Source organism: Kosakonia sp. SMBL-WEM22 (assembly GCF_014490785.1).
GTDB lineage: Bacteria > Pseudomonadota > Gammaproteobacteria > Enterobacterales > Enterobacteriaceae > Kosakonia.
Genome location: NZ_CP051488.1, coordinates 572,448 through 586,267, shown reverse-complemented (window position 1 = coordinate 586,267; position 13,820 = coordinate 572,448). Strand labels below are relative to the sequence as shown.

Genomic DNA, 13,820 nt, shown 5'->3' with positions numbered 1-13,820 from the left:
CTAAAACTCAAACTGATAGAGCAAATCAAGTGCCTGATCTACGCCAGACACCGCTTCAAGATACAGCTTAGGCATCAGGCGATAACGTAACGTGAGAGTCGCCAGTGAGTCAAAAATTCCTACACCATATTTTACTTGTAGACCCGGTAGCACATAGCCGCTGACCACCACTTGTGAGGAGTCGCCGACGCCCTGGGTGTCCAGCGCCAGGTTGCTGACGCCAAAGGTCTCGCCGATTTTACCCACAACCTGCCCACTTTGCGCAACCCCCAGACCAATTAGCATCGACGTCATTGCCGCACTATCGCTCTGTTCGCTCTCCAGCCCCTGCCCACGAAGCAGGTAGGACAACGCTTCCTGCTGCGACATCGCCGGGTCGGAGAAGATCTCCGCTTTCGGTTCATCCGCAGAGCCAGTCACGCGCACCCCGGCAATCACATCATTCTCCGTGGCTTCCGGGTTACGGATCGCTTCGAGGTTAAGCAGCGGCTGATCCGGCGGGCCGGAGAAGAGCAGCTCACCTTTACGCACAATCAGATCCTGCCCGTATGCGCGGAAGCGCCCTTCCGGGATATTGATCTGCCCGTTCAGCCCAAGGCCCTGCTTATCCTGCGCCACTTTCAGATCGCCCGTCAGCCGTGCTTTCAGGCCAAAGGCCGAGAGCCGCACGTTGTTGCCGACATGCACCGTCACATTGCTGTTGATCGGGATCGACGCCCGCTGCTCCTCTTCCGGCTGCAGCTGGTCGTTGAGCATCACCTCATCGCTGGAGACGCCGACCGCGCTCTCCGGCACATCATGTACCACAATGCGCGCCCACGGCACATCCACATCGCCATCGAGGGTAAAGAGGCTCGGCGTCGCTTCAAACACCACATCCGGCGAGACATCGAGGCGTACCATCGGCGGCACGGTAATGCGTACTTTGCTGCCTTTTGCCGCAATGCGCGCGCGCCAGTTGTCGATCTGGCTCCAGTCCGCATCGCCGCTGAGGTTAATCTGCCCCTGGCTGGTGCGCACCACGCCTTGTAGCGTTGACGTTGTTCCGTTGAAGTTCATCGCCAGCTGGCTCGGCTGCATGTCGAACGGCATAAAGTTGCCCTCAACATCCAGCGCATTGAGCCCAAGCTGACCAAACAGCTGCGGGCTTTGAGCGTTGCCGCCAAGGCGCAGGTTGGCATTGAGTGTCCCCGCCGCTTTCTCGCCGCGGCTGAAGATGGCATTCGCCATCGCCAGCGAGAAGTTGCGAATGTTCACCGTTCCGCCGAGATTGCGTCGCCCTTGCGGATCGGTCACTTGGATCTGGCCGTCGAACTGGCCATTATTGGTCAGCCGCATCAGCCAGCCGAGATCGGCGCGATCGTTTTGTAGCTTCGCATTCAGGTTCAGCGTGTCGAAGGCGACCGGCAGCGGCGCGCCGTTGACCTCCTGCGTCACTTTCACCCCGCGCCCGGCAAGCATCACCTGCCCCTGCGGCAGGCCCGGTTTGGTGCTGTCCCAGCTGACATCCGCTTTGCCGCTAAAGACGCCGCTCGCCTGTGTTGCTTCCGGCATAAAGGGTTTCAGCATTGCGAGATCGAAACGATTGAGATTGACCACCGCGCGCCCTGCCGCACCGGCATCGATGGTTTGCGGTACGCACAGCTCGGCATTCGGGTTGAGCCAGCAGTGCGGGCCAATGGCGATCTTCTGCTCCTGGTTGCGGTAATCGAGCGCAATCGGGCGCGTCAGCGACCATGGCCCCACCGGCGTGGCAAAACGGGTATCGCTGAGCGTCCCTTTCCAGCGCTGCTGCTGGCGGTCAAAGCTGCCTGCCAGCGCCAGCTGGCCGGAGACCGGCTCGCCCTGCACGCGCAGCTGCAACTTATGCTGCTTCTCATTGCCGTCGGCGGCCAGCGTCACCAGGCTAATGTTGACGCCAGGCTGGGCGATACGCTCGACGCGCACGTTCAGCTTGCCGCCAATCTGATCGCTTGATTTCACATCCCCGTTCACGCGCACGCGGGCGATGGAGAGCTCCTGCCAGCGCAGATTGTTGGCGGTAATATCCGCCAGCGCCTGCGGCGCATCGACAGTGCCACGCACTTTCACTACCCCTTTCGCCGTGCCGCCGAGACCCGGCAGCGCGTTATCGAGGCCTGGCGCATCGATATTGGCATCAAGGTTGAGATCTTTTACCCCCAGCTCGCCTTTGATATCCGCACTGTTTTTGCCAAGCTCGAGGTGCAGTCCGGGGATCACCCATTGCAAATAGCTGTTGCCTTTCAACTGCCCGTCGACCTTGACCCGGTTCTGCTTCACGTTGCCGTTAAGCTTCAGCTCCGGTACATCCATCTGCCAGCTGCCGCCGTAGAGGCTACCGCGGGTTTTCACCAGACCATTGAGCTTCGCGGGCCACTCGGGGAAGGCTTTTGCCGTATCAATGCCCTTCAGCGTCAGCTCGCCACGCCAGCTGATCGCCTGCTGCCAGTCGAGCAGCGCTTTCAGTTCGGTGGTGCCCTCCAGCGCAGCGATAGAGAGCTTATCGATGTTAATCTGCTGCGCGTTGCCTTTACCGTCCAGTGTGATGGTGGCCGGCGGAACCTGCTGCCCTTTTACCGCAGTGCGGAACGAGAGCGCGTAGTCGGTCATTTTGCCGCTGAGCTTCAGCTTCAGGTCATCGGCCTGGTACTGCTTCTCACCGGTAAAGGGCCAGTAGAGCTGCTGGCTGGTGATATCAAGATTGAGCGGTAAGCCCGCTTCTGCCAGCCGCGTCTGCGCCCGCAGCACCATATCCACCGGGCCGGAGAGGTTAACGCCAAGCTCCAGCTGCTTGCGCATTTCACCGCCCACTTTCAGCTTCACCTTCTCGCCTTTCAGCGGATCGACATTCAGCGTCGAGTTGAGCGTGATATCGACCGGCCAGCTGTCGCGCAGCTGCGCGGTGCCGGTGGCGTTGACCTGGCCCTGATTGGAGTCGATATCAAAGGCGTCGAGCTTCATCTGCCCGTCAATACTGCTCACTTTCAGCAGCAGGCTACGCACCACAATATCGGTGTCGCCGGTCAGGCGCAGCTGCTCGCCGCGAAACTCCTCGATATTGAGATTCAGCGGCAGATGCACATCCTGCATCTCCGGCAGCAACGGCTTCTCAAACAGCGCTTTCAGCGTCTCGCCCAGCGGTTTCTCCTCCGGCCTGGGGTTATGCACCTTCGGATCGAGAACCTCTTCCTGCGCCACATCGGCCGCTTTTGGCAGGGCAATCAGCAAGCCCTGCAGCGAGGTCGGTTTCAGGGTCAGGTTTTTCTCCTGCCAGTTGAGGCCGGAGCTAAAATCCATCAGCGAGACGGTGGTGTCATCGATTTTGATGTTGATGTTTTCCAGCGCCACCCGGCTCAGCGTGATGGGGTACGGCGTGGAGAGGTTCAGCGGCCCGCTATCTTCCTCTTCCACCTTCTGCGCAGGCGGCATCTTTTTGGTGTCGATCGCCACGTTGATATCTTTCAGCGACAGATCGTTGACGCAGACGCTGCTGTTGCGCAGGCAGCCGAGGTTGAGCGCAAAGTGGATCTGCCCCGCGTCAACCGCCACGCCCGGCTGGGTATAGCGAATGTTTTTCAGCGACAGATCGCGCCAGCCGCCGGTGACCTGGCCAATCTCCAGCCCCGGTACCCAGCGGTTCGCTGCTTTAAACAGCAGATGCAGGCCGCTGGTGGTGCCGACCAGAAAGATCGCCGTGCCCAGCAGTAATACAAGAAACGCCACCACGCCGAGGCTGATCTTCTTCCATAAACTCATAATTCTGGCCCCAACCCGATGTAAAACTGCAACCCGTGCTCCTCTTTATCGCCGACCGGTACCGCGAAATCGAGCTTGATTGGCCCGACCGGCGACTGCCAGCGCACGCCGACGCCGGTGCCGGTTTTAAAGTTGCTGCGGCGGATATCGCTCACCGCTTCGCCGCTGTCGACAAACACCGCGCCCCACCATTTGCCGGTGACGTTGTACTGGTACTCCAGCGAGCCGGTCGCCAGTTTTGAGGCGCCGATCAGCTTGCCGCGTTCGTTCTCCGGCGAGATCGATTTGTATTTATAACCACGAATACTGCGATCGCCCCCGGCGAAGAAGCGCAGATCCGGCGGCACGCGCTGGAAATCCCCGGTTTCGATCCAGCCGAGGTTGCCGCGTGCGATAAAGCGGTGGCGATCGTAGAGCGTACGGATCCAGACGTTTTGCGCCTGCAAAACGAGGAAGTCGACATCCGATCCCCAGGCGGTGTTGGAGTAATCGACCGAGTAGCGCTGGGAGTCGCCCCAGGTCGGCATCAGCCCACCGCGCGAGCGGGTACGGCTGATCATCACGCCCGGATAGAGCAGCATGGTGGTGTTGGTGACGTTGGCCTGCGTGAAGTGATCGAGGCTCCAGCGCAGGTTGATCGCCCGCTGCCAGCCGCTGGAGAGATCCCAGTAGCGCGACAGCGCCAGCGTGGTTGAGTCCGCTTCTGTATCGTTAAGATCGGTACGCTTGAACCCGCCCTGCACCAGGTAGTACTGCTCCAGAGGATTTTTCAGCAACGGTATCTTATAGCTGAAATCGAGCTGCTGCTCGGGCGCGGAGACGCTCATGCTGGTGGTAAAACTGTGCCCGTAGGAGTTAACCCACGGTTTTTTCCACGTCGCTTTAACGCGCGGCCCGACATCGGTGGAGTAACCGACGCCGGTTTCAATGGTGTTTTCCGTACGCGGTGAGACCACGCCTCTCAGCGGCAGCACTTTGGTCTTACGCGCTTTGTCGAACTCCGGCGCGACAATCACCGAGTTAAACCAGCCGGTGGCGGAGAGGCGGCGGTTTAGCTCCGCCAGATCCTGGGTCTGGTAATACTCGCCCTCGTGGAAAGGGACGAGGTTTTGCAGATACTCGTCGCGAATTTGCGAACCCTGGAAGGTGACATCGCCGAAGCGGTAACGCTGACCACTGTCATAATCGATATCCCAGAACGCCTGGCGGCGATCCAGCGCTATGCCAAGCTGGCTTTTGTTGAACTGACTGTCGAAGTAGCCTTTGCGCAGCGCGACGCTGGTCAGGGATTTTTTAAAGCTGTCGTAGTCGTGGTGGTTTAACACCGTGCCGATAGCCGGGCGCTTTTTCAGCAGCGAAAGGTAGTCGCTGTCGGTGCGCGCGCCGCCGCGCAGGATCACGCTATTGCCGCCAATGCGCACAGGCTCGCCCGCCGTAACACGGGCGATTAGCACCTGACGCCCCTTCTCCGGCGGTGGACGCAGTTCAAAAACGATGGTTGGCTCGTAGTAGCCTAACGCTTTTAACCCTTCGCGGATGGCGTCATCAACGCGTGCCTGGAAACGGCGGTCGGGCGTCACTTCATCACTCTGGATAGTCGACAGTTGGGCGCGGACATTTTTCTGCAGTTGCCCGGTTAACCCCTCAAGTTGCAATCGCACATTGGCGGCGAATGCCGTTTCGCTCACCAGCAACAAACCGGCAAAACATAAAAGACGGATCTTTGGCACGTTCTCTCCTGAATATCCTCGCTCCCACTCCTGGAAGGAAACGTAAGCGCAGCTCCGCGCTGGGCCTGATTGTGCCACGATAGCATCAGCCAGGCCGATAAAAACCCGTTTTATCGGGTTGAAAAACGGACGACTAGCCCAAAATTTCTTATGTTTAAATCTAGTCTGATTTAGGCCGTACATTGTGTTAAAACACCATCCTTAACACAACCCTAACCGCAATGACACTCGCCGGGAGGTATTACCGTGAGCCTGTTCGATAAAAATAACCTTGTTTCTCCGTCTGATGCTCTGCCCGGACGCCCGACGCCGATGCCTGTCGCCAGTTTACATGCTGTTAACGAGCACTCGATGACACATGTTCCGGAAGGGATGGAAGTCGCGATTTTCGCCATGGGATGCTTCTGGGGCGTTGAACGCCTCTTCTGGCAGCGTGAAGGGGTCTACAGCACCGCCGCAGGCTACACCGGCGGCTACACGCCGAACCCGACCTACCGCGAAGTGTGCAGCGGCCAGACCGGTCATGCCGAAGCGGTACGCGTGGTTTACGATCCGAAAGTGGTGAGCTACGAGCAGCTGTTACAAATTTTCTGGGAGAACCACGACCCAGCCCAGGGGATGCGTCAGGGCAATGACCGGGGTACGCAATACCGCTCCGCCATCTATCCGCTTACCCCGGAGCAGGACGCTGCCGCACGCGAAAGCCTGGCACGCTTCCAGGACGCGATGCGTGAAGCGGGCGATGCACGCACCGTCACCACCGAGATCGCTAGCGCCAAACCCTTCTATTACGCGGAAGATGAGCACCAGCAATATCTCTATAAAAATCCGCAGGGCTATTGCGGGATCGGCGGCATCGGCGTGTGCTTGCCGCCGCAGCTTAATCAGTAACGGGATAGTCGGCCTGAAAAGGTCGGCTTTTTTTGTGTTGATGGAAGCCAGATAAATGGCGCTATTTCAGCCTCTGCAGATATGGCCGATTATTCTCTATTACACCCTTTCAGTAGCGATATTCGCGCTGCTTATTGCGATCAAAACTACGATTAACAACAGAAATCATTACTGGATCTCGGTGTTTTATACTTTTTTTGTCGTTGCAGTGGCCGCCATTCAGTTTTGTATTTTGATGCATGGCACCTCTTTTATGAAAGGCTTCTTGCATATCAACCTTGATGTCGATCGATACGACTCAATACGCTGGGGTGCCGGCTTTTTTGCCTTGATAAGCTATTTCGCTATGCCGCAGAACAAATACGTTAAAGTTGCAAAATAACCTTAACTATTGTGTGCAATTTTAATTACCAGGCGGTAAGTAATCCGGAAAAGACCCGATGTTTTTCCGCGCAATAACAAAGCGACTACGCCTCTGGCAGCGTCACCGGAGCTTACGCTATACTAACGGCGCAATTGCCGGTTCACCGCTTCGGACCGGCATTCATTGTGTTTACCACATGGATATTCCAAAAAACCCTTCCGAGGATCCAGTTAATAGCTGGATAAATTATGTTAAACAGTATTTTAGTCATACTCTGTCTGATCGCGGTGAGTGCGTTTTTCTCGTTATCTGAGATCTCGCTTGCCGCATCGCGAAAAATCAAACTTAAACTGCTTGCCGATGATGGCAACATCAACGCCCAACGCATCCTGAAGATGCAGGAAAATCCCGGCACCTTCTTCACCGTGGTGCAGATCGGCCTTAACGCCGTCGCCATTTTGGGTGGTATCGTCGGTGACGCCGCCTTCTCTCCTGCGTTTTACAATCTGCTGCTCAATGTCGTTTCCCCGGAGCTTGCCGATCAGTTGAGTTTTATCATCTCCTTCTCGCTGGTAACGGGTCTCTTCATTTTGTTTGCTGATTTGACGCCGAAACGCATCGGTATGATTGCGCCCGAAGTTGTGGCTTTGCGCATCATCAACCCGATGCGCTTCTGTCTCTTCGTTTTCCGCCCGCTGGTCTGGTTCTTTAACGGCATGGCGAACGTCATTTTCCGCATCTTCAAACTGCCGATGGTGCGCAAAGATGACATCACCTCTGACGATATTTACGCGGTGGTAGAAGCCGGTGCGTTAGCCGGGGTGCTGCGTAAGCAGGAGCATGAACTGATTGAGAACGTGTTTGAACTCGAGTCGCGCACCGTTCCCTCGTCGATGACTTCGCGTGAAAACGTGATTTGGTTCGACCTGCATGAAGATGAGCAGAGCCTGAAAAACAAAGTGTCGGAGCATCCGCACTCGAAGTTTCTGGTCTGTAACGGCGATATCGACCATATCGTCGGCTATGTTGATTCGAAAGATCTGCTTAACCGCGTGCTGGCTAACCAGAGCATGGCGCTGAACAGCGGCGTGCAGATCCGCAATACGCTGATTGTGCCGGACACCCTGACGCTCTCAGAAGCGCTGGAAAGTTTCAAAACCGCGGGCGAAGACTTCGCGGTGATCATGAACGAATATGCGCTGGTGGTCGGCGTGATTACCCTGAACGATGTGATGACCACCCTGATGGGCGATCTGGTCGGCCAGGTGGAAGAGATGATCGTCGCCCGCGATGAAAACTCATGGCTGATTGACGGCGGTACGCCGATTGACGACGTAATGCGCGTGCTGGATATCGATGAGTTTCCGCAGTCCGGCAACTATGAAACCATCGGCGGTTTTATGATGTTTATGCTGCGTAAGATCCCGAAACGTACCGATGCGGTGAAGTTCTCCGGTTACAAATTCGAAGTGGTGGATATTGATAACTACCGTATCGATCAGCTGCTGGTGACGCGCATTGATGCCCGCACCGCGGTGCTGACGCCGAAGTTACCGGATATGGAAGATAAAGGCGCGGCGTAAAGCCAGAAGCGGAAACATCAACGGCCCCTGCGGGGCCGTTTTTTTATAGGACTTTATTACTGCATAGCACAAAAGATTAAGCCATTTCGGTCTGCAGGCGCAGCACCTGGCGGTTAACTTCAGACATCACAGAGAAGTGCTGTTTGTCTTTCACTTTCGGCAGAAGGATTTTGCCCTTATCAAACTCGAAAGCGCCAACGTCCTTGATATACAACCGTCCACGGAACAGGATCTTGACGTACTTAGCCACCTGAAGTGGGTTGTAACGCTGGAAAATTTTCATTCTTCTATCTCTCCTGTAAAACAGATTACGCCCTTGCGGTACCACATTTGGTCCAACGTTGATGAGCGCAAATTTTGTTGCCCAGTGACTATAGTCCACAACATGACCGATACATAGTCTGAATGGGTTTATTTACCTTTTCATGACAATTAATCAGAATTTTCTTTTCAAACCCTGAAAGTTCGCAGTATAAGCCTACGTTTTTTAACCGATATGTGCGTTAACCCGCAAACTGGCATCCCAATTGCGGGAAAAGCGTATTGATCGCACATATGATTAAACTGCCGTACCGAGTGGTCGGATCACCTGCATATAAACATGAGAGACGGAGACACCATGACCCTACGTAACATTCTGGCAGCGACATGCTTGTTACTGCCGCTGGTCGCTTCAGCACATAACTTTGAAACCAACCAGCGCGTGCCGCCTGTGGGCGTTGCCGACCGCGGGGAGCTGCTGCTGAATAATGACAAGTTTAGCTACAAAAACTGGAATAGCTCGCAGCTTGCAGGAAAAGTGCGCGTGGTGATGCATATTGCCGGTCGCACCTCGGCGAAAGAGAAGAATGCCGCGCTGATTGAGGCAATCAAGAGCGCCAACCTGCCGCACGACAGATACCAGACCACCACCATTGTGAACACTGATGACGCCATTCCGGGCAGCGCGATGTTTGTGCGCAGCAGCCTCGAGAGCAATAAGAAGCTCTATCCATGGTCACAATTTATTGTCGACAGCGAAGGCTCCGTGCGTAAAGCCTGGCAGCTGGAAGAGAAAGGCTCTGCGATTGTGGTGCTTGATAAAGAGGGGCGCGTAGAGTTTGCCAAAGATGGCAGCCTGAGCCAGCAAGAGGTGCAGCAGGTGGTTGACCTGCTGCATAAACTGCTCAGTAAATAGAGACGCGAAAGCCGGGGTTGAGGAAGGATTCACGCGGGGTGTAATCAAGCGTGCGCCCTTTCCAGTCGTGAACGTGTGCCCCGGCCGCTACCGCCACCGCGTGGCCGGCAGCGGTGTCCCAGACGCTGGTCGGCCCAAAGCGCGGATAGAGCTGCGCTTTCCCCTCGGCCACCAGGCAGAATTTCAGTGATGAACCAATCGCCGTGGTTTGATGCTCGCCGAGCTGGTGCAGATACTCCTCCAGCTCCGGATCGTTCGAATGTGAACGGCTAATCACCACCAGCGGCGGTCGTGCATCACGCACCTGAATCGGCTGACGATGACCGCCCTCCTCTTTCCATACACTGCCCTCTGCGGCGGCATACATCACATCAAGCACCGGGGCATAGACCACGCCCAGCACCGGTTTGCCCTGCTTAATCAGTGCGATGTTGACGGTAAACTCACCGTTACGCTTGATAAACTCTTTGGTGCCATCGAGCGGGTCTACCAGCCAGAAACGCTGCCAATTCTGGCGCGTCTCCCACGCGGGAGGATCTTCTTCAGACAGGATTGGAATATCCGGCGCTAACGCCTGTAACCCGCGCGCAATCACATGGTGCGCGGCGATATCCGCTGCCGTTACCGGCGAGTCATCCACTTTACTGGTCACATCCATCGGCTGATGGCCGTCGTACACCTGCATAATGGCATCGCCCGCGTCGCGCGCGAGCTGACAAATTGCTTCTAACATATCCACCTCTCTCTGTGCAGTGGTGTGTAACTCATTGTTTTACTTATATCGCATTGCGCCGCGATCTGCCAACTGTGAGAGGGATTGCAGTTTCACTGCTCACTTTTATGGCACTATTCACAATTCTGTAAGCAACACACTGTACATAACAATTTCTTTTGTGGCTTAGATCGAAAAGGACGCCTCTGATGATTAAGTTTAGTGCAACGCTTTTGGCCACGCTGATTGCGGCCAGCGCGCAAGCGGCAACGGTGGATTTACGCATTATGGAAACCACTGATTTGCATAGCAATATGATGGATTTTGATTACTACAAAGAGTCGGCAACGGAAAAGTTTGGCCTGGTGCGCACCGCCAGCCTGATTAATGCCGCGCGCGGCGAAACGAAAAACAGTGTGCTGGTCGATAACGGTGACTTAATCCAGGGCAGCCCGCTCGGCGACTATATGGCGGCAAAGGGGCTGAAAAAGGGCGATATTCACCCGGTCTACAAAGCGCTGAACACCCTCGATTACGCGGTCGGCAACCTCGGCAACCACGAATTTAACTATGGGCTGGATTACCTGCATATGGCGCTGGCCGGGGCGAAATTCCCCTATGTGAACGCCAATATCATCGACGCGAAAACCAATAAACCGCTCTTCACCCCGTATCTCATTAAAGAGACGCCGGTGGTGGATAAAGAAGGTAAAACCCACACCCTGCGAATTGGTTATATCGGCTTCGTGCCGCCGCAAATTATGGTGTGGGACAAAGCCAACCTGAGCGGCAAAGTGACGGTGAACGACATCACGGAAACCGCGCGCCACTATGTGCCGGAGATGCGCGCGAAAGGTGCCGATCTGGTGGTAGTCGTTGCCCATTCCGGCCTCTCGGCGGAGCCTTACCAGGCGATGGCGGAGAACTCCGTTTACTACCTCAGCCAGGTGCCGGGCGTGGATGCGATCCTGTTTGGTCACGCGCACGCCGTCTTCCCGAGCAAGGAGTTTGCCGCCATCAAAGGCGCGGATATTAACAAAGGGACGCTGAACGGTATTCCGGCGGTGATGCCGGGCATGTGGGGCGATCACCTCGGCGTGGTCGACCTGGTGCTGAATAACGATGCCGGTAAGTGGCAAGTGAGCGACGCGAAAGCGGAAGCGCGCCCGATTTATGATGCTGCGGCCAAAAAAGCGCTGGTTGGCGAAGATGCGAAGCTGGTGCAGATCCTCAAACACGATCACGATGCCACCCGCGAGTTCGTCGGTAAACCGATTGGCAAATCGGCGGACAACATGTACAGCTACCTGTCGCTGGTGCAGGACGACCCGACCGTGCAGGTGGTGAATAACGCGCAGAAAGCCTATGTGGAGCACTTTATTCAGGGCGATCCCGATCTGGCGAAGCTGCCGGTGCTCTCTGCCGCCGCGCCGTTTAAAGCGGGCGGGCGTAAAAACGATCCGGCCAGTTTTGTTGAAGTGGAAAAGGGGCAGCTCACTTTCCGTAACGCTGCCGATCTCTACCTCTACCCCAATACGCTGGTGGTGGTGAAAGCGACCGGCAAAGAGGTGAAGGAGTGGCTGGAGTGCTCTGCCGGGCAGTTCAACCAGATCGATCCCAACAGCGACAAGCCGCAGAACTTAATCAACTGGGACGGTTTCCGCACCTATAACTTCGACGTTATCGACGGCGTGAAGTACCAGATTGATGTCACCCAGCCAGCGCGCTATGACGGCGAGTGCCAGAGCATCAATCCCAAGGCGGAGCGTATTAAGAACCTGACCTTTGACGGCAAGCCTATCGATCCGAATGCGGTCTTCCTCGTTGCCACCAATAACTACCGCGCTTACGGCGGCAAGTTTGCCGGTACTGGCGACAGCCATATCGCTTTTGCCTCGCCGGATGAGAACCGCGCGGTGCTGGCGAAGTGGATCAGCGATGAGACGCAGCGCGCAGGGGAGATCCACCCGGCGGCGGATAACAACTGGCGACTGGCACCGATCAGCAGTAGCCACAAGCTGGATCTTCGCTTTGAAACTGCGCCAACGGAAAAAGCGGCGGCATTTATCAAAGAGAAAGCGCAGTATCCAATGCAGAAAGTCGGTAACGACGAGATTGGCTTCGCGCTTTACAGCATCGATTTACGCAAATAAGCCAACTAACCCGCAGCCGCGTGGCTGCGGGTTGATTACGCCACATCGCGCTCGCGATGATGGGCCATCACCTCGGGCAAGTTCAGCTCAATCCAGTCTGCCAGCGCGGCAACCTTTTCACTCACCTGCTCGCCGAGCGGCGTCAGGCTATATTCAACATGGGGCGGCACCACCGGAAAGGCGACGCGGTTCACAAAACCATCCTGCTCCAGCCACTGCAGGCTCTGCGCCAGCATCTTCTCACTGACACCGCCCATCTTGCGGCGCAGATCGCTAAAGCGGTGCGTTCCTTCGCGCAGGGCAACCAGAATTAAGACACCCCAGCGGCTGGTGACGTGTTTCAGCACATCCCGGGAGGGACACTGTTCGGCGAAGAGATTGCCGTCGCGCATCTGTTCGCTCAGGGATTGCGGGCGAGTTTGCTGTTTCATACTTACCTTTTTGTACGTACTTACTAAAAGTTAGCTAGGGTGCTAGCCTACCACAACACTTACCCCCACGCAGGAGAAACATCATGATTGCACTCACCGGCGCCACCGGCCAACTCGGCCAGTTTGTTGTAGACGCCCTGTTAAAAACCGTCCCCGCAAAAGAGATTGTCGCCATCGTGCGTAACCCGGCGAAAGCTGAAGCGCTGAGAAAACAAGGCCTTATTGTTCGCCAGGGCGATTACAACGATCAGGCCGCCCTCACGCACGCACTGGCGGGCGTTGAAAAATTGCTGCTCATCTCCAGCAGCGAAGTGGGTCAGCGCGCCGCGCAGCACCGCAATGTGATCAATGCTGCGAAAGCCGCAGGGGTGAAATTTATCGCCTACACCAGCCTGCTGCATGCGGATACCTCGCCGCTAGGCCTGCACGTGGAACACGTGGAGACCGAAAAGCTGCTCGCCGAATCCGGCATCCCGTTTGCCCTGCTACGTAACGGCTGGTACAGCGAAAACTACCTCGCGAGCGCACCGGCGGCGCTGGCGCACGGCGTCTTCCTCGGGGCTGCTGGCGAAGGCAAAATCGCCTCAGCAACGCGTGCCGATTACGCCGCGGCGGCTGCGCGTGTCATTAGCGAAGAGGGTCACGCTGGCAAGGTTTACGAACTGGCGGGCGACAGCGGCTGGACGCTGAACGAACTGGCTGCACTGCTGAGCGAGGCCAGCGGTAAGAAGGTGGTTTACCAGAACCTGAGCGAAGCGGATTTTGCCGCCGCGCTGAAAGGCGCAGGTTTGCCGGACGGGCTGGCAGAGATGCTGGCGGACTCCGATATCGGAGCCTCGAAAGGCGGATTGTTTGACGACAGCCAGACCCTGAGCAAACTGATTGGTCGCCCGACAACCTCGATCGCCGACAGCGTTAATGATCTGATGTAACGTTAATAATTGGTTAAATTTTATAGCCTCCCACCGGGTCATCCCTAATAATAGAGAGCATGTTCCGGGG

Annotated in this window: 10 protein-coding genes and 1 pseudogene; 6 read left to right on the top strand and 5 right to left on the bottom strand. The window is 56.4% G+C overall.

The window, feature by feature from the left end; translation table 11 throughout:
* Together tamB and tamA are read right to left on the bottom strand one after the other, a co-directional pair.
* Window positions 1–3,777: an autotransporter assembly complex protein TamB gene (gene tamB, locus HF650_RS02890; protein WP_187801102.1), complete on the bottom strand. Its 3,777-nt coding sequence runs from the start codon at window positions 3,775–3,777 to the stop codon at window positions 1–3.
* Complete coding sequence (tamA, locus tag HF650_RS02885) at window positions 3,774–5,507, bottom strand: autotransporter assembly complex protein TamA (RefSeq protein WP_187801101.1); 1,734 nt, start codon at window positions 5,505–5,507, stop codon at window positions 3,774–3,776. Before tamA ends, tamB begins: the two co-directional genes overlap by 4 nt.
* A gap of 246 nt (window positions 5,508–5,753) precedes the next feature.
* On the opposite strand from tamA, the gene msrA reads away from it, so the two are divergent.
* The 3 genes from msrA (at window position 5,754) to HF650_RS02870 (ending at window position 8,345) form a co-directional block, all read left to right on the top strand.
* Entirely contained in the window at window positions 5,754–6,398 is a 645-nt protein-coding gene (msrA, locus tag HF650_RS02880) for a peptide-methionine (S)-S-oxide reductase MsrA (RefSeq protein ID WP_187801100.1), read from the top strand.
* A gap of 55 nt (window positions 6,399–6,453) precedes the next feature.
* Window positions 6,454–6,780 carry a hypothetical protein gene (locus HF650_RS02875; protein ID WP_187801099.1) on the top strand — a complete coding sequence of 109 codons (327 nt, stop codon included), beginning with the start codon at window positions 6,454–6,456 and terminating at the stop codon, window positions 6,778–6,780.
* A 230-nt stretch (window positions 6,781–7,010) separates the two neighbouring features.
* The gene (locus HF650_RS02870) at window positions 7,011–8,345 is read left to right on the top strand and encodes a hemolysin family protein (protein WP_187801098.1); all 1,335 of its coding nucleotides are present in this window, start codon (window positions 7,011–7,013) and stop codon (window positions 8,343–8,345) included.
* A gap of 76 nt (window positions 8,346–8,421) precedes the next feature.
* Here HF650_RS02870 and HF650_RS02865 read toward each other — a convergent pair whose 3' ends face one another.
* The gene (locus HF650_RS02865) at window positions 8,422–8,628 is read right to left on the bottom strand and encodes a DUF1107 domain-containing protein (RefSeq protein WP_023478541.1); all 207 of its coding nucleotides are present in this window, start codon (window positions 8,626–8,628) and stop codon (window positions 8,422–8,424) included.
* 336 nt (window positions 8,629–8,964) lie between these two features.
* Here HF650_RS02865 and HF650_RS02860 point away from each other — a divergent pair, with 336 nt between their 5' ends.
* Window positions 8,965–9,522, top strand: a complete 558-nt coding sequence (locus HF650_RS02860; protein WP_187801097.1) for a YtfJ family protein — start codon at window positions 8,965–8,967, stop codon at window positions 9,520–9,522.
* On the opposite strand, the gene cysQ is transcribed toward HF650_RS02860, so the two are convergent.
* Window positions 9,512–10,255, bottom strand: coding sequence for a 3'(2'),5'-bisphosphate nucleotidase CysQ (cysQ, locus tag HF650_RS02855; RefSeq protein ID WP_187801096.1), 744 nt, complete (start codon window positions 10,253–10,255; stop codon window positions 9,512–9,514). The genes HF650_RS02860 and cysQ overlap by 11 nt on opposite strands.
* Before the next feature lie 188 nt (window positions 10,256–10,443).
* Between cysQ and HF650_RS02850 the strand changes: the two genes are divergently transcribed.
* Window positions 10,444–12,387, top strand: coding sequence for a bifunctional 2',3'-cyclic-nucleotide 2'-phosphodiesterase/3'-nucleotidase (locus HF650_RS02850; protein WP_187801095.1), 1,944 nt, complete (start codon window positions 10,444–10,446; stop codon window positions 12,385–12,387).
* A gap of 35 nt (window positions 12,388–12,422) precedes the next feature.
* Here the strand turns inward: HF650_RS02850 and HF650_RS02845 are convergent, their stop codons facing one another.
* A complete protein-coding gene (locus HF650_RS02845; RefSeq protein WP_187801094.1) occupies window positions 12,423–12,818 on the bottom strand; it encodes a helix-turn-helix domain-containing protein in 396 nt (131 codons plus the stop codon).
* 83 nt (window positions 12,819–12,901) lie between these two features.
* Here HF650_RS02845 and HF650_RS02840 point away from each other — a divergent pair.
* A pseudogene (locus HF650_RS02840) lies at window positions 12,902–13,760 on the top strand (SDR family oxidoreductase); the annotation flags it as partial.
* Window positions 13,761–13,820 lie beyond the last annotated feature (60 nt).

Coding starts and splice junctions, on each gene's coding strand:
- HF650_RS02850 (WP_187801095.1), top strand. CDS start 10,444: ATGATTAAGTTTAGTGCAACGCTTTTGGCCACGCTGATTGCGGCCAGC.
- HF650_RS02870 (WP_187801098.1), top strand. CDS start 7,011: ATGTTAAACAGTATTTTAGTCATACTCTGTCTGATCGCGGTGAGTGCG.
- HF650_RS02845 (WP_187801094.1), bottom strand. CDS start 12,818: ATGAAACAGCAAACTCGCCCGCAATCCCTGAGCGAACAGATGCGCGAC.
- HF650_RS02860 (WP_187801097.1), top strand. CDS start 8,965: ATGACCCTACGTAACATTCTGGCAGCGACATGCTTGTTACTGCCGCTG.
- cysQ (WP_187801096.1), bottom strand. CDS start 10,255: ATGTTAGAAGCAATTTGTCAGCTCGCGCGCGACGCGGGCGATGCCATT.
- tamB (WP_187801102.1), bottom strand. CDS start 3,777: ATGAGTTTATGGAAGAAGATCAGCCTCGGCGTGGTGGCGTTTCTTGTA.
- HF650_RS02875 (WP_187801099.1), top strand. CDS start 6,454: ATGGCGCTATTTCAGCCTCTGCAGATATGGCCGATTATTCTCTATTAC.
- HF650_RS02865 (WP_023478541.1), bottom strand. CDS start 8,628: ATGAAAATTTTCCAGCGTTACAACCCACTTCAGGTGGCTAAGTACGTC.